Below are 19,762 nucleotides of genomic sequence, written 5' to 3' on the forward strand. Positions count from 1 at the left end.
TTTTGTTAGGATGATAGTTCGATATATATTCTCATTTGTTCTTCTTTCACTTTTTGTGGTACTTTTTTGAATATTTCGTGTTGTGAAAAGTTTGTTGGAAAGAATTTTTCTTCTAAATACATATTGAGTTTGGGATTATTCTTTGCCTCTTCTTTTAATCGACTAATTACATTTTTATTTGGTGAATTATATTTTGTCTCTTGAAAGTTTGCATAAGATGCTTCATTTTCATAAAGGAAGTTTATGAATTTATGGGCAAGTTCTTTGTTAGGTGCATCTGATGGAATTACTATAACATCAATCCAAAGATTTGTGCTTTTAGGTACATAAAAGTCTAAATTTGGGTCTTTGAGCATTGCATTTATAGCTTCTCCGCTCCATGTTAGTTGGATAGATGCTTCTCCATTGAGTATTAGTGATTTTGCAGCAATATCTGAAAAATAACCTAGTACCAAGGGAGCTTGTTTTTTTAATACTTCTTCAGCTTCTCTTATTATAGGTATACTGTGTTCGTTGAAAGAATAGCCAAGTTTTTTAAGTGCAACTCCAATATTTTCTTTTGGAGAATCTAACATGGCAATTTCTTTTTTATATTTTTCGTTAAATAGTATGTCAAATTCATTCATGTCTTCTATATCGACTTTGGTTTTGTTATAAAGTATACCCATAACTCCCCAAAATAGAGGTACAGAATAAAGATTCCCAAGATCGTGTTCTGGATTTTTAAGCTCGTCTAATATATTGTTTTTTACATTTGGCAGTTTTGAGTAATCTAACATTTCAATTTTGTTTTCACTTGCTAATTCACCAACCAAGTATTCAGATGGAACTATAATGTCATAATAACCTTTTGTATTATTAAATTTTGCCATCATTTCTTCATTGTTGTTGAAACATTCATAATTTATTTTTACATTATTTTCTCTTTCAAATTGCTCTAGTAATTTCTCATCAATATATTCTGCCCAGTTAAGGATGCTAAGAGTATTTTGTGTCTTTTGGGAAGAACAAGAGCTGATTATTAAAATTATCATTGCTACTAAAATTTTTTTCAAAATTTAACTCCTTGTTATTAAATTTCTGTATCTATTGTTAATTTTTTTAATTTCTACACATTTAACTCCTTGTTATTAAATTTCTGTATCTGCTGTTAGTTTTTTTATTCCTACACATTTATTGATAATAAATAATAGACTAAGTATTACAAAAAACAGTATAGAAGAAATGGCATTGATTATTGGTTTTATTCCTCTTCTAGCTAGGGAAGTTATGAGTATTGATAAATTATTAAACCCTTGTCCTGTTGTGAAAAATGATATTAAAAAGTCATCAACTGATAATGTAAATGCAATAAGACCTCCTGTTGCAACAGTTCCTATTATTTCTGGATATATGATGTTTTTAAAAATTTGTATCTCTGATGCTCCAAGGTCACGAGCCGCGTCAATGGTGTTTTCTGAGAGAGAATATAATTTAGGCAAAATTATTATCGTGATGTAAGGTGTTGAGAAAATTATATGTGACATTAGCATTGTAGAAAAACCTAACTGTATCTTTATCAAAGAATAAAATGTCATTAGACTAATACCTGTTACAATATCAGGATTAATTATTGGTATTTTATTGATTGATAACAGTATGGTTTTTATTTTTTCGTTTTTTGTTTTATAAATACTATAGGCTCCTAAAATACCAATAATAACAGAAATTAAGGATGATATTATTGCTACTAGTAGAGTATTATATATAACTTGTTTTATTTGTTGTGATTCAAAGACTTCTTTGTACCATTTTAGGCTGAATCCTTGAAAAAAAAATCCATTATCTCCTGCATTAAAAGAATAAACTACTAAAATTAATATAGGAGCATAAACAAATCCAAATGTCAGACATAAAAAAGTATTTTTTAGTGTTTTAAGCATGTTGATATCCTTATTTTGCGTTGTGTTTATTCATTAGTTTAAGTATTGTTAGATTAAATATTAATATTACTATCATTACAATAAATGAAATTGCAGCTCCAGTGTTCCAGTCCTCTACAAATAAGAATTGTTTTTCAATTAAATTTCCGATTAAAATTTGTTTGGCACCACCTAGCAGATCTGAGATAATAAACACTGTGATTGAGGGAATGAATACCATTATTATTCCTGTTGCAAGATATGATAATGTTAATGGAAACTTTATATATAATAATATTTGCCATATTCTTGCGCCAAGATCTTTTGCGGCTTCAATATATTCATATTTTATTTTTGATAGTCCTGTATATATTGGTAAGACCATAAATGGTAAAAAATTATATACCATACCTATTATTACAGCTTTTTCATTGTAGAGCAGTTCTATAGTCTCAAATCCCATTGCCTTAAGCAAGTTGTTAATAATTCCATTTTTTCCTAATATTCTAATCCAAGCATAAGTTCTAAGTAGAGTATTGATCCACATAGGAAGTATTATCATTATTATGAGCATATTTTGAACACTTTTTTTTGACATGGATATGAACCATGCGGTAGGATATCCAATTAGTATACAAACAATGGTTGTAATTAAGGCAAAATTTATGCTTCTTGAAAAAATTTTTAGATAATTTGGTTCTAACAGTCTTGCAAAATTTGCAAATGAGAATTCATTTTGCTCATTGATAAATCCTAGAGTTATTATTATCAGTAGTGGAAAGATAGTAAAGATTAATAAAAATAAGGTATATAGTGTTAAAATTATTCTATTCATCTTTATTGTTCCTTGCACATTACATGAATATCATCAGGACCCAATGAGATATCAACTTCTTCACCTACTTTTGTTAGTTTTGTACTTTGAACTAACCAATTAGATTTTTGAATTTCTAATGTCATTTCGTAATGTACACCTTGGAATACTGCTGAAGTAATTATTCCACTTAAATGTCCCTGGCCTTTTGGCAGTATTTTTACATCTTCTGGTCGTATTACTAGGTCAACGAGTTCTTTGTGCTTAAATCCCTTGTCAAGACACTTAAAATCTTTACCAAACATGTTAACTACAAATTCTTCTTCATAAGTTCCTTCAAAAATATTGCTTTCTCCGATGAAACTGGCTACAAATTTGGTTTTGGGTTCATTGTAGATTTCTTCAGGTGTTCCAATTTGAAGAATTATTCCTTTATTCATTACTACTATTCTGTCGCTCATTGTTAATGCTTCTTCTTGATCGTGTGTGACATAGATGAATGTTATTCCAAGCTTTCTTTGTATTTTTTTAAGTTCTTTTTGCATTTCTTGTCTCATCTTTAAATCAAGAGCTGAGAGTGGTTCATCTAGTAGTAAGAGTTTGGGTTCCATAATTATTGCTCTTGCAATTGCTACTCTTTGTTTTTGTCCACCTGATAGTTCATTAATATTTCTGTAAGCGTATTTTTGCATGTCAATTAAGGAAAGTACGGATTTTACTTTTTCTTTAATTAAACTTTTGTTTATTTTTTTTATCCTAAGTCCGAATGAGATATTGTCAAAAACATTCATGTGCGGAAAGAGTGCATAGTTTTGAAATACAGTATTAATTTCTCTTTTATTAGGGGTAGTTTTTGAAATCTCTTTTGAGAGGAAATAAATTTTTCCTTCATTTTGATTTAAAAAACCTCCTATTATTTTTATGAGTGTTGTTTTGCCGCATCCTGATGGGCCAAGTAGGGTAATAAATTCATTTTTTTTAATTTTTAAATTAATTGTATCTAGAGTTTTATTATTACAATCAGTGTAATAATGACTTAAGTCTTTAAGCTCTAGGATGTAATTATTCAACTAATGGGACCCTCCTTTTGCATGTGTCGATTGAATCACATGAAACTAGATTATACTTTATATTAATGCTTATGTAAATGATTTTATTTATTGTTATTAGAAAGTTTTACATCAAGTATAATTTTACCAAATTTTCCTTCTCTATATTCTTTTATTAGTATTTTTGATGCCCGTTCAATGTTTAGTGTATGTTTTCTATTTATAAATCCCCTTTTTCTTGCAAATTCTTCTAAAATTTCAAGTGGACTTGCTGATATTATATCATATTTACCTAGTAATTTGTTTTTATTATTTATGTGCATTTCTTTAAGTAGGTAAAGTGCAAGTTCTGTGTTATCTATTATTTCATTTTTTATCATGTCTAGTATTGCAAGTTTTTTTGCAATACTTTGATCTTCTAAATTGTGCCATAAAATTCCCGGCATGTCGAAGATATTAATTTCTTCATTTATTTTTAATATTTGTATATTTTTTGTATGTCCAGGTTTGTTTGCAACACTTGTGCTTTTTTTTCCTACCAGTAAGTTAATTATTGAAGATTTTCCAACATTTGGCACCCCAATTACTAATACTTTTATTTTTTCTTTGTAAGTTCTAACTTTTTTAACGTTAGCTATTTTTTTTATGTTGTCTATTATTTGTTTCCTCATTCCTTTTTTGTATATGTTTGTGATTAGTACGTTATTTCCAAGTGTTTCAAAATGTTCTCTCCATTTTAGAATTTCTCCTTTTTGTACAAGATCGGATTTGTTTAAAAGTATTATTTTGTTCCTATTTGAGTTTTTAATTAGTTTTTCAGTTAGTGGATTTTTGCTGCTAAGTGGAGCTCTAGCGTCAAGTATTTCTAATACAATATTTGTTCTCTTAAGATTTGCCTGAATGAGTTCCAAGGCTCTTTTCATATGGCCAGGGAACCAGTTGATTTTACTTAGCATTATTAAATTATACTTTAATTTAATCAGATATGAAATTTGTATTTTGTATGGTTAAATTAATGTTAAATTGTATCTTTTGCAAAAATGGTATATTTTGTAAGTTTTAGATTTTTATTAATGATTAAGTTATAGGAGGGTTTTGATATTAATGGAAAGATGAAAAGAGGTCTAATTGTATCTTGCCAAGCACTTGAAGGAGAGCCACTACATAGTAGTTTTATTATGTCCAAGATGGCCTTAGCAGCAAAGATGGGCGGGGCGGTTGGAATTAGAGCCAATAGCGTTAGTGATATTCATCAAATAAAATCAGAAGTTAATTTGCCCATAATAGGTATTATTAAGAGGGTTTATAATGATTCTCCTGTTTTTATTACACCTACTATTAAGGAAGTCGATGAACTTTGTAGAGAAGGTGTTGATGTTATTGCTCTTGATGCTACATTTAGAAGGCGTCCCGATGGTCTTTTGTTAGCTGAGTTTTTTAATAAGATTAAGGAAAAATATCCCAATCAGCTTTTAATGGCGGATATTGCGTCTTTAGAAGAAGCTGTGAATGCGGACGAGCTTGGATTTGATTTTATTGGTACTACTTTACATGGATATACAAGGGATACTGAGGGGTGTAATATTGCAGATAATGATTTTGCCTTTTTAAAAAGGTTGCTTAGATGTAATTTTAAATCAAAGTTAATAGTTGAGGGCAAAATTGATACCCCTCTTAAGGCTAAGAGAAGCTTTGAATTGGGAATTTCTTTGGTTGTTGTAGGTGGAGCTATTACACGTCCTATGGAAATTACAAAAAGTTTTGTTGATAAAATAAATGAGGTTAAGGAAATTTGAGAGTATAGATGATATCTAATGTGTTTTTTCATAATCACATAGGAGGGTTTTATGGGGAAATTTTTTGAGAGTGCGCAAAAATTTGGACGTTCTTTTATGTTGCCTATTGCTATTCTTCCTGCGGCAGGATTATTTTTAGGTATTGGAGGAGCTTTTTCTAATCCGGCAACTATGAATGTGTATCCTTTTTTGAACGTCTTTTTTCTTCAATCAGTATTTAATATAATGCGTACTGCAGGTGCTATTGTTTTTGTTAATCTACCTCCGATATTTGCAATAGGAGTTGCTGTTGGGCTTGCAAAATCAGATAAGGGAACAGCAGGACTTGCTGCTTTTATTGGATACCTTGTTTTAAATTCTACTATTGGCATTTTAGTTGATATGTTTGGAACAGCTGATAATCTTTCAAGTGGAGCTGTTGGATTTATGCTTGGAATTAAAACTTTGGAGACTGGTGTTTTTGGAGGGATTATTATTGGAATTTTAACTTATTATCTTCACGATAAGTTTAATAAAATTGATTTTCCAAGAGTTCTTGGATTTTTTTCAGGGTCTAGGTTTATACCAATAATAGTTTCTTTTTCAAGTATTATTCTTGCTGTGTTTATGTTTATATTTTGGCCATTCATTCAATTTGGAATTAGCAAAGTAGGTGTATTAGTGGAGGCAACAGGATATGTTGGTACTCTTATTTATGGTATCTTTTTACGAATGCTTGGGCCTTTTGGATTACATCATATATTTTATTTGCCTTTTTGGACAACTGGTCTTGGTGGTTCTGAGATTATTGATGGTAGGTTGGTTGAAGGCACTCAGAACATTTTTTTTGCTGAACTTGCATCTCATAGTACTGATAGATTTTTTATTGGGACTAGTCGTTTTATGAGTGGAAGATTTATTACTATGATGTTTGGATTGCCAGGTGCAGCTCTTGCGCTTTATCACCTTGCAAAACCTAGTCAAAAGGCAAAGGTTGTAGGTCTTTTATTCTCAGCAGCTTTAACTTCCTTTTTAACGGGGATTACAGAACCCCTTGAATTTTCTTTTCTCTTTGTTGCACCAGTTCTTTATGTGATGCATGCGGTGTTTGATGGTTTTGCATTTATGCTTGCTCATATTTTAGAAATTACAATAGGACAGACTTTTTCTGGAGGATTTATTGATTTTATTCTTTTTGGGATTTTGCAGGGAAATGCAAGGACAAATTGGGTTTTAGTTCCAATAGTAGGTGTTTTTTGGTTTGTTTTATATTACTTTAGCTTTGCTTTTTTAATATCTAAATTTAACTATAAAACCCCTGGTAGAGAAGATGTTGTAGATTCTAATAGTTTATCTATTTCTGATTTAAATGCAAAGGGAGATAGTGTTGCTTCTCAAGTAATTACGGGTCTTGGAGGGCTTGATAATATTATTGAACTTGATTGTTGTGCCACAAGGCTTAGAGTTACTGTAAAAGATTCTCTTAAGGTTTTAAAAAATATTTTGGAGAGTACTGGAGCAAAAGGTGTCATTATTAAGAATAATGGAGTGCAGGTGGTTTACGGACCTGGTGTTAGTGTTCTTAAAAATGAAATTGAAGAGATCCTTGGTAATTAATACCAGTGTAGATTTTTTTGGCAAGTGTATGCTTGTGTCTATCACTTGCTTTTTATGTTTTTAATAAAATCAACTGCATATTTTGTTAAATAAGATGTATTTTGGGCACTTCTGTAGCTGTGATTTCCTACAGGAAGATGAGAGTGTAAGCTTTCGATAAGAGTTATTGGTATTGTTTTTTTATGACCCCCATATTCGTTTATGAATTTGCTTATTTGCATGGAGTCTACTGTAGGATCATTTGGGGAGTAAGCGATTGTTAACGGGGTTTTTATTTCGTTAAAGCCATTATCATTAATTAATTTAACAAGGCCCATCATTGCAATTATTGAATCGATTTGTTGTATTTGTGAATAGAATGGTGTGACCTCTTCGTGTTCTATTCTTTTATTTTGTCTAATTTCGAGTTTATTATATCCACCTGTTATTAAGTAAGCAATTTGACGCCCCCAAGGATAGTAAACTAAACTCGTTCTTTTATCTTTAGGATAGATATTGGGTGATACTAAAACAGCAGAGTGTATTTTATCAGGGTAATTTTTTAATGCCCAAATAGCACAAGCCCCACCATTTGAGGTTCCAATGAGTATTAGTTTTTCTCCTATTGATTGCCCGATTTGAATTGCTTCATCGATATCTTTTAACCAATCTTTGGTATTGACGTCTTTAAATGCATCTTTGTTATCAATACCGTGTCCTTTGAGTCTTGTAAAGAAGATGTTTGCATTTAATGCTTTGGCTATATTATTTGGAGTGGGATAAATCTCATTTTTAGATGCACCAAATCCATGAATATATACTACTGAATATTCTGTTCTTTTTGGAGTGTCGTTCCATATGATTTCTTTTTGTGTATTTGCTTCTAGATTGAATTTGGATTCTGCAATGAGTAAGTATTGATCAAGGTCTTCAAGATTATTGGGAATTGTATTTTGTTCAAATTCATTTCTAAATTTCATTCTTGGTCCTACTACTGCTAAGAGAAGTAAGAATATAAATATAAAAATGGTGTTTTTTATGTTCATATATTTTTTCCTTTAATTATTTTCATAATCAATATTAGATTTTTCGTTTTTAGATTCTTGATAGCAATTATTACATGAGCCTGAGTAAATAATTTCAATAGATTTAGTTTTCCATTCTTCTCCAAGTTTGTCTTTCAGAATATCTTTAATGTCATCAAGTTGGATTGGATATACTTGATTGCATTTGTTGCATTTAAAGTGAGCTATTGTAGAAGTCAAACTTAGATAAAATCTTGTTTCTTTTTGGTCAGTTGTTTTTATATCTTTAAGAATATTACGTTCTTTTAAGATGTTTAATGTATTGTACACTGTAGCTTTTGATAAACTTGGTATTTCTTTTATTAATTTATTGTAAATTTCTTTTGCTGTAAAATATTCTTTTGGATTTGAGGCAATATGTAGAATTATTCTATTTCTTGAATGTGAGGCTTTCATGCCCAACTCTGTTGTTAATGATTTTAGCAAGATAGGGTCATTAGTAATTCCGACTTTTTCTAAAGTAGAATGTACCTCTATTGTATTGTTGTTCATATATAATACCCTTTATTATTTAAGATTAAGTACTTTAATGTCCTTATAGAAATAATTTTATAACGGTTTGTTAATATTTTGCTACTGATAGCTATTTATTTTCATTTTTTTTTATATTTGGATAAAAAAGTAGGCTTTTTATTTTTGAGTTTAGCTTTATTTTATTATCGAAATTATTATTAATTGGGAGCAATAGTAAATTTAAACTCAAAGAATAATTTTTTAAATCATCAGCTTTTACTATATTGTAAGATCCTCCTATATTTAAAATAAACCATTTCTTAAAACCCCTTTTTTCAATTTTATAATTAACTGTATATATAATATGTTTTTCGATATTTAAAAAACTTATGAAGAAATTATTGTTTTGATCGTTTCCTTTAGATATTAGGAATTCTGTGCCATTAATATATCCTTTTATGTCTTTTTTTGTCTCAATAATTTTTTCATAAGTGTCAAAGTCATTATATTTGGCAGTAATTTTTAAATTTACTCCTTTTTCTACTTCGAAAATTGGTATCTCTAGGCTTGAATATTCAAGTAAATAATTTCTGTTATTTGTCTTTAGATTTTTATTATTGCAAATTATATTCGAAGGCCATACTATTTTAATGGATATAAAAAAGCTTGCAAGGTTTTCGTCTAGAAAAAAATCAATTATTGATTTTTCTTTCGTGTTGAAATTTAAGTATTGTCTAATTCCTACAATTTTTTCACTTGAGAATGAAAATGAACTTTCAATAGTGGGTTCTATGATTATGTTTTTTTTTGATAGAATCTTAATATAAGTTTTGCAAGAATCTAAAAATTCAACTTTTCTATCTTTATACTTGATTTTATTTAGCTTTCCTTCTTTAAATTTTACATGGTATTTTTCATGAGATAGCGTAAAATTGCCTTCCATATTGTATTCTAGATTTTTGCTTGTGATAGGTTCTAAATTGGACGGGAGCTCTTGAGAGTTTTTATTCACTAAAAATTCTTTTAAAGAATTTTCGTTGATTTGATATTCTTTTAGTCTTTTATTTTGAAATTGTAGTATTAATGCTTGTTCTTTTAATGAATTAAACTCTGGGATTTCTAGAAGCTCTGTGTTTATTTTTTTACCTTCTAAATTTTGTATTTTAATACTGTAAAAGTTTGCATCTAGTTCTTTTAAAGGCAGTAAAAAGTTTTTTAATTCTTGATTGTTATAGACGTCTTTAATTTCGTGAAAGTAAAGAAGCGTTTCTATTTTTTGTTTTTTTGTTTCAGGTTCTTGGATTTCTGATAAAAATTGACAATTATTTTTATAGAAAACCAAATATTTTTTATTATTTTTTGCAATTCTTATTCCTTCTATGTAATTAAAGTTAAGCTTTCTATATAGTTCAAGTACTCTCTTCCTTAGTTTTTCCATGTTGTATATGTAAAATGTTTCTGGATTATCTTTAAATAAGTCTTTATATCCACTTTGAAATGGATTTTTTAAAGCCCAGTATAAATCTACATGTATTTCATCATGTAGCATGTATTCATGGGGACTTCCGCTATATGTGCTTGGAATATAAATATCTTCATTATTTTTAAGTCTTTTAAGAAACCATTCATTTAATTCTATATTTAATTTTAAAATTTCAAAAAAGTATGTTGGGAATGTCCAATGTATTTTATAGCTTAGATTTTTGTTTTCAATTAAATATTTAGTATTTGATAAAATTGAATATAGTTTGCTCTCAGCAAATGCAGTTATCGAAATAATGACAATATAAGTTTTTGAATTTCTAAATTTTCTAAACATCATAAAAAATCTTTATATAATTATATATTAAATCAGTGTAACTGGTATTGATTTTACAGTAAATTGCTGCACAAAGAGGTTTCTTGATTTTTATATTATTTTGGCTTGATTAATGAATAAAAAAAAACTATATTTTTATAGTGATATGTATGAAGTTCATACTAATTTTATAATGTGGCATTTATGTTTAACTTTAAATTTTATACTTAAAAGGAGTCAAATTTATGGCTAAGGACATATATTTTAATGAAGATGCTAGAAAGAGTCTGCTCAGTGGTATTGAAAAATTATCAAGTGCTGTAAAGGTAACCCTTGGTCCTAAGGGGAGAAATGTTTTAATTGATAAAAAATTTGGTTCTCCTACTGTTACGAAAGATGGAGTGAGTGTTGCTCGTGAAATTGAGCTTGAAAATGCGTTTGAAAATATGGGCGCACAACTTTTAAAAGAGGTTGCAATTAAAACAAATGATCTAGCTGGGGATGGAACCACTACTGCTACTGTACTTGCTTATGCGATTGCAAGAGAGGGTCTTAAAAATGTTTCTTCTGGGATTAATCCAATTGGAATAAAAAAAGGGATAGAGCATGCTGTGGCTTTAGCTGCTGAAAAAATTCGTAAATCTGCTAAGAAAATTACTACTAAAGAAGAAATTGCACAGGTAGCATCTATTTCTGCAAATAATGATACTTCAATAGGTGAAAAAATTGCTGAGGCAATGGATAGAGTTGGAAAAGATGGGGTTATTACTGTTGAAGAGTCAAAAACTTTTGATACTACAATCTCTTATGTTGAGGGAATGCAGTTTGATAGAGGATATTTATCTCCTTATTTTTCTACAAATAAAGAAAATATGAGTGTAAGTTTTGATGATGCTTATATATTGATATGTGAAAAAAAGATTAGCACAATTAAAGAACTTTTGCCAGTGCTTGAAAAAGTTTTAAATACAAATAAACCTTTGTTAATTATTGCTGAAGATATTGAAGGAGATGCTCTTGCGGCACTTGTTCTAAATAGTGTTCGTGGAGCTTTAAAGGTTTGTGCAATTAAAGCTCCTGGATTTGGCGATAGACGTAAGGCGATGCTTGAGGACATAGCGATACTTACTGGAGGAGTGTTTGTTAGTGAAGAATTGGGACTTACTCTTGAGAATGTTGAGCTTGAGCAGCTTGGTCAGGCTAAATCAGTAAAAGTTGATAAAGATAATACTACTATTATTAATACTGGAAATAAAGAACAAATAAAAGAGCGTGCAGAGCTTATTAAAAAACAAATTGAAGAGACAAGTTCTGAATATGATAAAGAAAAACTTCAAGAACGTCTTGCAAAACTTGTTGGCGGAGTTGCTGTTATTAATGTTGGTGCTGTTACTGAGTTAGAACTGAAAGAGAAAAAACATAGAGTTGAGGATGCTTTGTCTGCAACTCGAGCTGCTGTTGAGGAAGGTGTTGTTCCTGGTGGTGGCTCGACTCTTATTGAAGTGGCCATGTATCTTGATACTGTTGATACAAGTAAACTTAGCTACGAGGAGAAACAAGGTTTTGAGATTGTGAAGAGAAGTCTTGAAGAGCCAATGAGACAAATAATTGCTAATGCTGGATTTGAGAGTTCTATTTATATTCATCAGATTAAAACTGATAAGAAAGGACTTGGTTTTGATGCAGCTAGTTTTAAGTGGGTAAATATGATCGAGAGTGGTATAATTGACCCTGCAAAGGTTACAAGAAGTGCTCTTCAAAATGCAGCTTCAATTGCAGGATTGCTATTAACAACAGAATGTGCTATTACTGAAGTTAAGGAAGAAAAGAGTAATGCTGCTGGAGGTTACCCTATGGATCCTGGAATGGGAATGATGTAAGTTAGTCTTGCACATATTATTCCTTTATTAAGATTTATATTGCGGTAAGGAGCTAAGTTTGAGTGAAAATGAATTTGTCTTTTGTATAGGTTATGATGGCTCTAGGGCAATAGTAGATAAAGAGCTTTTAAGGCAACATAAAGATAAGAGTGTGGAAGAACTTTTTGAGCTTGGCTTTTATAGAAGTGCTTTTAGTAAAGCTCTTTATAGGAAGGATGATACTCTTATTGGGTATTTAATTGATAGTTATAATAAGCTTAGCAAGTCTAGTTATAGTAAAAAAGAGGAGCTTGAGCTCCTCTTTGGGGTAGTTTATCCAAATGATATTGCTGGTATAAAAGTTATTTATGTTTAAAAATTAGGAAATTTTATGTTTTTATTGCAAGAGTTTAACCATAGCAGTAGTTTTTTTAGGAGTTTGTTAGTTTTTATTCCCGTAATTGCTATATTTTGGTTTTTAGTAATATCTCCTCAGCGTAAAGAAGAGAAGAAAAAAAAGGATATGATCAAGAATCTTAAAAAGGGTGATAAGGTTTTAACTATAGGTGGAATTTTTGGGATTGTTAAGAAAGTTAGTGATTCTGAAGTTGTGCTTGAGCTTAGTCCAACTTCAGATGTAAAATTTGTGAAAAATTCAGTTGAAAGAATTATTCTTGACGAAATTAAAGATAAAAATTAATGAATTAGAAGCAATTTAAGATACTATATTAATTTAAATGTTGATTGATCATGATATTTAGATTAAATTAACATAATAAGGGTGCTATTTATGAACAGAGTCTCTAATTTTATATTAATACTATGTGTGACGTTATTTGCTTATCTTTTAATATTTCCTACTCTTAAGTGGTATTTTTTTATTAATGATGAGGATAAGAAAATTAGTGCATATTCAAAAGAGGCTTTAAGGGATTATTCTAAAAATAAGGCCTTAAGTTCTCTTGTTGAACTTAAGAAGTTGTATCAAAGCGATCCCAATGCTCAAATTCCAGATAATTTGAAGTATTTAATTCCAATTGCTAAAAATAATTATAAGATTTATGGAAAAGAGCTTCCCAAATCTTTTGATAATGTCAAAGTTTTAAGAAATGGTTTTTTAAGAGATGTTGATATTGAAGAGCTTAGTCTTGAGATTTATAAGTATTATGAAGAGATCAAGAAGAATAAAAATAGGATAATACAACTTGGGCTTGATTTGTCTGGAGGAATGAGTGTTACTATTTCTCTTGATTACTCAAGGCTTGAGGAAAAGTTAGGTAGGGCTTTAAGTTCTCTAGAAAAAGAAGAGGCCTTTGAGCGTACAATGCAGATACTTAAAGAGAGAGTAGATACTTTTGGACTTACAGAGCCTAAGATTACAAGGGAAGCGGGTGGGAATAAGATTTTCTTAGATGTGCCAGGGGAAAAAGATGAGAAGCGTGTTGATTCTCTTTTAAGTGGTAGAGGAAATTTGACCTTTTATGTGGTTGATAATGAGGCTACCTCTGTGCTTAATGCTAAAATATTAGAATCAGGACCTCTTTATTCGATTTCTGATATTAAGACTAGCATGGGACTTGGAGATAATAAAAAAATTTTTCCGTGGTATGTTAAAGATGCTTATGGTATTGATGATGAGAGTGCTGTTCGTTACTATGTTGTTGATTCTAGTATTGAAAATTCTTTTGATGGTTCCTATATTAAAGATGCTGGGGTTTTAGACGATCACAAAACAGGTAGGGGTATGGTTACATTTAATCTAGATAATGAAGGTAGTGAAAAGTTTTTTGGATTTACTCAAAAGAATATTGGCAAGGCTTTAGCTGTAGTTATGGAAGGCAAAATTAAGTCAGTGGCTAATATTAGTCATGCTATTGCTGGTGGCAATGTATCAATTCAGGGTGATTCTTTTGATAAAAGAGAAGCTAATGAGCTTGCATTTATTTTTAAAACAGCAGCTTTCCCAGTTGAAATCAAGATAGATGACTTAAGAGTTATTGGTCCTACTATTGGAGAGAAGACAGTTAAACTTGGCATCAAAGCAGCTCTTCTTGCACTTGTTTTGGTGTTTTTATTTATGTTGGTATATTACAGAATTAGTGGTTTTGTAGCAGGGTTTTCATTGGTGATTTATAATCTATTTTTAATATTGGCAATGCTTTCGGCGTTTAATTTTACTTTAACTCTTACAAGTATTGCAGGTCTTGTATTAACTATGGGTATGGCTGTTGATATTAATATAGTTATTTATGAGCGTATTAAAGAGGAGATTATGAGTGGTCGAAAATTTGAGAGAGCATTTGATGATGGATTTAAAAAAGCTTTTTGGGCAATAATGGATTCAAATGTAACAACATTTATTGCTGTTCTTTTTTTAACTCTTCTTGGAACAGGGACTATTCAAGGTTTTGCGTGGACTTTGTCTATAGGAATTGTAGCGTCACTCTTTAGTAGCTTAGTCTTTTCAAGATTTATTTTGGAGTTAATTATGTCTTTTAGTAAAAGTAAATGTGTAAGTATCTCTTGGAGTTCAAATTATGCAAAAGGTGTTTAATTTTCTAAAATATGGAACTAAAGTTATTATGTTTAGTATTTGTGTGATTTTTTTAGGCTTTATTTATACTTTTATGTATCATGGTGGTTATAATTGGGGCATAGATTTTTCTTCAGGGGTTAGTATTAATTTTATAATAGATAAAACAGGCATTAAAGATTATGATGTAAAAAGGGTACTCTCTTCAGTTTATAATACATTTGATGTTAAAGAAATTATTTCAAGTGATGCTTCTAAGAGTCATTTTTCTATTATAGTTAAATCGGATGTTACTGATTATGCTTTAAAAAAAGAGATTCACAGTACATTGAGCGATAAGTTAAATACCGCATTTGGTGCTGATGTTGAAATTCTTGATTCTTATTTTATTGATTCAAATTTTTCCTCTATTTTGAGGACAAAATCAATATTATTGGTTTGTCTAACATTTGTCCTTATTTTAATTTATGTTGCGTTAAGATTTAGGTTAAGTTATGCTGTTTCATCAATATGTGCAACAGTACATGATATACTTTTTGTAGTTGCTTTTTTAGGGGTATTTAGAATAGAAATCAATAGTTCAATAGTTGTTTCTATATTAACAATTATTGGATATTCATTAAATGACACTATAATTATTTTTGATAGAATTAGAGAAAATTCTAAGAATATGACAGATACTTTATTTTTAAATGTTTTAAATGTAAGTATTAATCAAACTTTATCAAGGACTATTTTAACCTCTATTACGACATTTTTTACTGTGTTTTCTATTTATTTGTTTACTGAAGGAGCCATTAAAGATTTCTCTTTAATCTTTATGGTAGGTGTTGTTGTTGGTACCTATTCTTCAATTTTTGTAGCTTCTCCTATTCTTTTAGGTTGTTATAAAAAAATTAAATAGATATTTTGTTATGATATTATGATATGAAGTTTTTTGATTTTGGATCATTAGGGTTTTATAGGTTTTTTGATTTTCAAAAACATTTAAATTTTAGTATTTTTAGATATAGTTTAATCAATTATTATTCTTATAAGGAACAGTCAAATCTTATTAATGATGCCAATTTTCTTAAAAGTAAGATTGTCTTTTTAGATAAAACCCATAAGGACCTTATTGATATTGTTAGTACTTCTTCGAAATCAGATGATAGTTTGGAGAATATCAATAAGAAAATCTTTTGTGAGGCCTTGAGCACTGTTAAAAATTTGATAAAAAAATATTATCCAGATCGTTCAGAATTAGAATTTTTAAATTTAGAATGTGATGTGCTTTTAAATGGTGAAGAAGTTTTTAATAAATTTTTAGAGCAACTTAGGTATTTGAATTTTAGGGTCGATCTTAAGAAAAAGATTGAAGAATTTGACAGAAAAAATAAAACCCCTTACGATTGCATAAAAGTTGCCACTTTTTTTATTAAAGAAGAATTTTTGGAAAGACTGGTGAATACAATTAATTTTTTTTCTAATGAAGCTAATAATAATAGTCTGGATTTGATTAATAAAGAAATTGATGAGTATTGTGAAAAGGTGGAGCAAGTTAAGGTAAGCGAATCTATTAAAGATACACATAAAAAATTTGTTATAGAATATGCAAAAGAAAGAATATCAAAAATTATGAAAGAACATAGTCTTGATGTGTCTAAGTTGATTATTAAAATTTCTTTATTAGATATTACTATTCAATGTTTTGAAAGTTATTATTTGAATTTATTAGAGACTCTTAATATTCTTTTATCAATAAGTAATATTATTGAGATTGGTTTAGATGAATTGCCCGATGCTATTTTTAATGAGTGGAATGAATTTGTTTATTTGCGTAGGAAAGAGTTTCAGAAACTTGTTTTAGTATCAGATTATGTTTTTCAGAAAAGAATAATATCTACCATAAATTCTGGGGGTTGGAAGTTTACTTTTTTTAGTCTTTCACCCCGTCAAGGTGAAATTATTCAATTTGCAATAGATATGAATAAAAGTTTTAATTCTATCGAGGATGGAATTAAGGAATATGCACTTAAAATAAATAAGCTTAATGATCTCAGGTTTGATTGGGAGAAAGGCTTGAAAAATTTTGAACATTTATTTATTTAATTTTTATATATTTCTTTTAATCGTTCATATATTTTTTTGACTTCATCATTAATAATTTTGGGTACGTGTACTATTATTTTGACGCTAAGATCCCCTTTGATGGCATTTCCGAGTGCAGGCATTCCAAGACCCTTTAAAATGAGTATTTCTCCATTTTTTGTATCTTTTGGAATTTTTATCTTTATTTTTTTACCTTCAATAGTTTCAAATATTTTTTCACTACCCAAAGCTATGTCCCATGGATATACATTGATTTTTGTTTCTAAATTTTTTTCCTTTAAAGTAAAATTCTTGTAACTTGAGATTTCAAATCTAATAATTAAGTTACTTCTTTTCCCCGAAATTGGGTTTATATTTCCCTTGCCGTTAAACTTTAATTTTGTAGTTTCAATTGTTCCCTTTGGAATATTAATTTCGATTTTTTCATTGTTTATTAATATAAATTTTTTACTCCCCATATAAGCTTCATATAATGAAATTTTAATAGTTATTTCTTGATCTTGAAGTGTACTTTTTGTTGAGCCTCCAAAAATTTCAGAGAATAAATCGAAGCTTTCAAAATGATTAAACCCGGTGCTCTTAAAGCCTTTACTAAAGGTTTCTGTGTTAAAATTATTATTAAAATTTGTATTTCCAAAATTATCATAGTTGGCTTTTTTTTGAGGAGATGAGAGAATTTCATAAGCCTCATTGATTTCTTTAAATTTTTCTTCAGCAAGTTTATTGTCTTTATTTTTGTCAGGGTGATATTTTATGGCTAATTTTTTATAGGCTTTTTTGATTTCTTCTGTCGTAGCATTTTTGTGTATTCCAAGTATGTTGTAATAGTCTTTAGACATTCAAACCCCTTGTTTTTATTTACTATTTTATATTGACTTATCTAGATTCAATATAATTGATGCTATCATTATATATATTATAATTAAACTTAAATTTTTTAAAGGCTGTTTATAGAGAAGTGAATTTTTTGCATTTAACGGATTTAAGTATTTATATTGATCTTACCAAGTGTTTGAGTATCGTTTTTTTTGATAAAATATTGCAAGAATTGTCTTATTATTTAGCTGCTTTGGGATTTCCAAAAGTCAAAACTCTTTATATTAAGTATGAAGCTTTGGGCCTTAATAATAGTTCTTATTTAGAAATTTTTTTAACTTCTTTATCTGAAAAGTTTGATTTTGCGATATTGGATGAAGTTACTTTTGAGTTGCATCCCGAAGAGATTACACCTTCGCTTTTAACAATTTTAAATAGTTTTTCTATTACTAGAATTAGTCTTAATGTAAAAAGTTTTTCTTTAAAATTGTTAAAGATTATGGGTATTTCTGAGGTTTTTTTGGGTAAAATAAACTGTGCAATTGATAATATTCATAAATTTGGTTTTGAGTTAAATATTGATTTGAATATTAATATTCCTTCTCAAGAAAAAATGCATCTTAGGAATGATTTATTAAAGGTAGTTGAATGTTATCCTAGACATATTTGTCTTTCAGAAGTTCTAATTGATGAGGATAATTATAAGACTGATCTTTTAAGAGATAGTTCTTTTAATTATAATGAAGAGCAGGCTGAGGATTGTTGGTTTTATGCTTTTGATTTTTTAGAATCTCATGGCTACATAAATTATGAGATTTCAAATTTTGCATTAAAGGGGCATGAGAGTAAACATAATTTGCGATATTGGAACCTTAAACCATATTTAGGTCTTGGAGTTAATGCTGTTAGTTTGCTTATTACTTCTGAAAGTGATGGGCTTAAGGCTGTAATTAGGCGGGATGACAATTTTTTAGGTAGTAGTGGGCCTTCTGCAACTTTTGAGAGTTTAAGCGATTTAGATTTTTTTATTTTTCATTTTATTACAAGTCTTGGCACTAAGAATGGTCTTGATGTCTCTATTTTAAGGTGTAGATTTATGTATAATAAGGAAGATTTTTGTAAATTTATTAATTATCTTTTGAGTTTAAGTAAATCAATTATTTTTAGAAATGATATTCTTTATTTAGATGGACATGAGAGATTTAAAGTGGATTTTTATCTTCGTTTAATTAAGAAATACTTAGTTGACAATTCTTTTAAAGTAAATTTTAAGTTTCTTTAATTTGTCCATCTTGATAGTATATGATTTTAGTGTTTTGATGGTTGAAGATACCAATTTCAAGTATTCCTGGCATTAATTTAAAGTATTTTTCAATTCCTTTAGTATTTTCAATATTCATTTTTACATCTAAGATATAGTTATTATTATCGGTTATGATTGGTCCTGCTTTAGATTTACAGGTTCTTAAAATAGGGTTAAAGCCCATGTTTTTTAGATTGGCTGTGATGAATGCAAGAGCCTCTGGAACAATTTCGATTGGTACAGATACTTTTGAGCCTAAAGCTTGTACAATTTTTGTTTCATCTGCAATAATCAATAATTGATGAGAATTGTATGCTACTATCTTTTCCATTAAGTGAGCTGCTCCACCACCTTTTATTAGTGCTTTTGTATCTAATAAAATTTCATCAGCTCCATCGATTGTGATGTCTATATTTTTGCTAAGTTTTGTAAATTTAGATTCATATATAATATCTTCTCTTGCAAGGAGATATTTTGTGTCACTACTTGTTGGATAAAGTTTTAGGTTTTTTAAATCTTCAGATTTTATTTTTTTGCTTAAATACTTAATTGCATGAAAAACGGTTGTTCCTGTTCCAATACCAAGACGCATGTCGCTTTTTACATAATGATCAATTGCATATTTTGCAACTAACTTTTTTTGTTCTTCCATTATATATTGTCCTTAATCATTTAGGTTTATTTATAAA

The 19,762-nt window shown here is 29.1% G+C and carries 19 protein-coding genes; 9 read left to right on the top strand and 10 right to left on the bottom strand.

Annotation, left to right across the window (positions count from 1 at the left end; all coding sequences use genetic code 11):
• Positions 1-5: 5 nt before the first annotated feature.
• The 5 genes from bcCo53_RS03215 to ylqF all read right to left on the bottom strand — a co-directional run bounded on the left by bcCo53_RS03215 (position 6) and on the right by ylqF (position 4,720).
• Positions 6-1,055 carry an ABC transporter substrate-binding protein gene (locus bcCo53_RS03215; protein WP_025408228.1) on the bottom strand — a complete coding sequence of 350 codons (1,050 nt, stop codon included), beginning with the start codon at positions 1,053-1,055 and terminating at the stop codon, positions 6-8.
• 75 nt (positions 1,056-1,130) lie between these two features.
• Positions 1,131-1,922, bottom strand: a complete 792-nt coding sequence (locus tag bcCo53_RS03220; protein ID WP_028328104.1) for an ABC transporter permease — start codon at positions 1,920-1,922, stop codon at positions 1,131-1,133.
• A 10-nt stretch (positions 1,923-1,932) separates the two neighbouring features.
• Positions 1,933-2,736 carry an ABC transporter permease gene (locus bcCo53_RS03225; RefSeq protein ID WP_025408229.1) on the bottom strand — a complete coding sequence of 268 codons (804 nt, stop codon included), beginning with the start codon at positions 2,734-2,736 and terminating at the stop codon, positions 1,933-1,935.
• Positions 2,737-2,738: 2 nt separating this feature from the next.
• The gene (locus tag bcCo53_RS03230) at positions 2,739-3,785 is read right to left on the bottom strand and encodes an ABC transporter ATP-binding protein (protein ID WP_028328105.1); all 1,047 of its coding nucleotides are present in this window, start codon (positions 3,783-3,785) and stop codon (positions 2,739-2,741) included.
• Between the two features lie 83 nt (positions 3,786-3,868).
• A complete protein-coding gene (gene ylqF / locus bcCo53_RS03235; protein ID WP_025408230.1) occupies positions 3,869-4,720 on the bottom strand; it encodes a ribosome biogenesis GTPase YlqF in 852 nt (283 codons plus the stop codon).
• 156 nt (positions 4,721-4,876) lie between these two features.
• Between ylqF and bcCo53_RS03240 the strand changes: the two genes are divergently transcribed.
• Complete coding sequence (locus tag bcCo53_RS03240) at positions 4,877-5,560, top strand: N-acetylmannosamine-6-phosphate 2-epimerase (RefSeq protein ID WP_025408231.1); 684 nt, start codon at positions 4,877-4,879, stop codon at positions 5,558-5,560.
• A 51-nt stretch (positions 5,561-5,611) separates the two neighbouring features.
• A complete protein-coding gene (locus bcCo53_RS03245) occupies positions 5,612-7,156 on the top strand; it encodes a PTS transporter subunit EIIC (RefSeq protein WP_025408232.1) in 1,545 nt (514 codons plus the stop codon).
• A gap of 41 nt (positions 7,157-7,197) precedes the next feature.
• Here bcCo53_RS03245 and bcCo53_RS03250 read toward each other — a convergent pair whose 3' ends face one another.
• The 3 genes from bcCo53_RS03250 to bcCo53_RS03260 form a co-directional block, all read right to left on the bottom strand.
• Positions 7,198-8,181 carry an alpha/beta hydrolase gene (locus bcCo53_RS03250; RefSeq protein WP_025408233.1) on the bottom strand — a complete coding sequence of 328 codons (984 nt, stop codon included), beginning with the start codon at positions 8,179-8,181 and terminating at the stop codon, positions 7,198-7,200.
• 12 nt (positions 8,182-8,193) lie between these two features.
• Positions 8,194-8,712 (bottom strand): ferric uptake regulation protein, encoded by a 519-nt coding sequence (locus tag bcCo53_RS03255; protein ID WP_025408234.1) that lies wholly within the window; start codon positions 8,710-8,712, stop codon positions 8,194-8,196.
• A 91-nt stretch (positions 8,713-8,803) separates the two neighbouring features.
• The gene (locus tag bcCo53_RS03260; RefSeq protein WP_028328107.1) at positions 8,804-10,492 is read right to left on the bottom strand and encodes a hypothetical protein; all 1,689 of its coding nucleotides are present in this window, start codon (positions 10,490-10,492) and stop codon (positions 8,804-8,806) included.
• 224 nt (positions 10,493-10,716) lie between these two features.
• On the opposite strand from bcCo53_RS03260, the gene groL reads away from it, so the two are divergent.
• The 6 genes from groL to bcCo53_RS03290 all read left to right on the top strand — a co-directional run bounded on the left by groL (position 10,717) and on the right by bcCo53_RS03290 (position 16,954).
• On the top strand, positions 10,717-12,351 hold the full coding sequence (gene groL, locus bcCo53_RS03265; RefSeq protein WP_025408235.1) for a chaperonin GroEL: 1,635 nt from the start codon (positions 10,717-10,719) through the stop codon (positions 12,349-12,351).
• A 58-nt stretch (positions 12,352-12,409) separates the two neighbouring features.
• A complete protein-coding gene (locus bcCo53_RS03270; RefSeq protein WP_025408236.1) occupies positions 12,410-12,706 on the top strand; it encodes a hypothetical protein in 297 nt (98 codons plus the stop codon).
• Positions 12,707-12,721: 15 nt separating this feature from the next.
• Positions 12,722-13,030: a preprotein translocase subunit YajC gene (gene yajC, locus bcCo53_RS03275; protein ID WP_025408237.1), complete on the top strand. Its 309-nt coding sequence runs from the start codon at positions 12,722-12,724 to the stop codon at positions 13,028-13,030.
• A 90-nt stretch (positions 13,031-13,120) separates the two neighbouring features.
• Entirely contained in the window at positions 13,121-14,884 is a 1,764-nt protein-coding gene (gene secD / locus bcCo53_RS03280) for a protein translocase subunit SecD (protein WP_025408238.1), read from the top strand.
• A complete protein-coding gene (secF, locus tag bcCo53_RS03285) occupies positions 14,868-15,767 on the top strand; it encodes a protein translocase subunit SecF (RefSeq protein WP_028328108.1) in 900 nt (299 codons plus the stop codon). Before secD ends, secF begins: the two co-directional genes overlap by 17 nt.
• A 23-nt stretch (positions 15,768-15,790) precedes the next feature.
• Positions 15,791-16,954: a hypothetical protein gene (locus bcCo53_RS03290; protein WP_028328109.1), complete on the top strand. Its 1,164-nt coding sequence runs from the start codon at positions 15,791-15,793 to the stop codon at positions 16,952-16,954.
• Here bcCo53_RS03290 and bcCo53_RS03295 read toward each other — a convergent pair.
• Positions 16,951-17,793, bottom strand: a complete 843-nt coding sequence (locus bcCo53_RS03295; protein ID WP_025408239.1) for a DnaJ C-terminal domain-containing protein — start codon at positions 17,791-17,793, stop codon at positions 16,951-16,953. The genes bcCo53_RS03290 and bcCo53_RS03295 overlap by 4 nt on opposite strands.
• A 173-nt stretch (positions 17,794-17,966) precedes the next feature.
• Here bcCo53_RS03295 and psgB point away from each other — a divergent pair, with 173 nt between their 5' ends.
• On the top strand, positions 17,967-19,052 hold the full coding sequence (gene psgB, locus bcCo53_RS03300) for a HemN-related non-iron pseudo-SAM protein PsgB (protein ID WP_246938343.1): 1,086 nt from the start codon (positions 17,967-17,969) through the stop codon (positions 19,050-19,052).
• On the opposite strand, the gene rpiA is transcribed toward psgB, so the two are convergent.
• The gene (gene rpiA, locus bcCo53_RS03305) at positions 19,039-19,725 is read right to left on the bottom strand and encodes a ribose 5-phosphate isomerase A (protein WP_025408241.1); all 687 of its coding nucleotides are present in this window, start codon (positions 19,723-19,725) and stop codon (positions 19,039-19,041) included. The genes psgB and rpiA overlap by 14 nt on opposite strands.
• Positions 19,726-19,762 lie beyond the last annotated feature (37 nt).

The sequence above is a fragment of the Borrelia coriaceae genome (assembly GCF_023035295.1).
GTDB classification, from domain to species: Bacteria; Spirochaetota; Spirochaetia; order Borreliales; family Borreliaceae; genus Borrelia; species Borrelia coriaceae.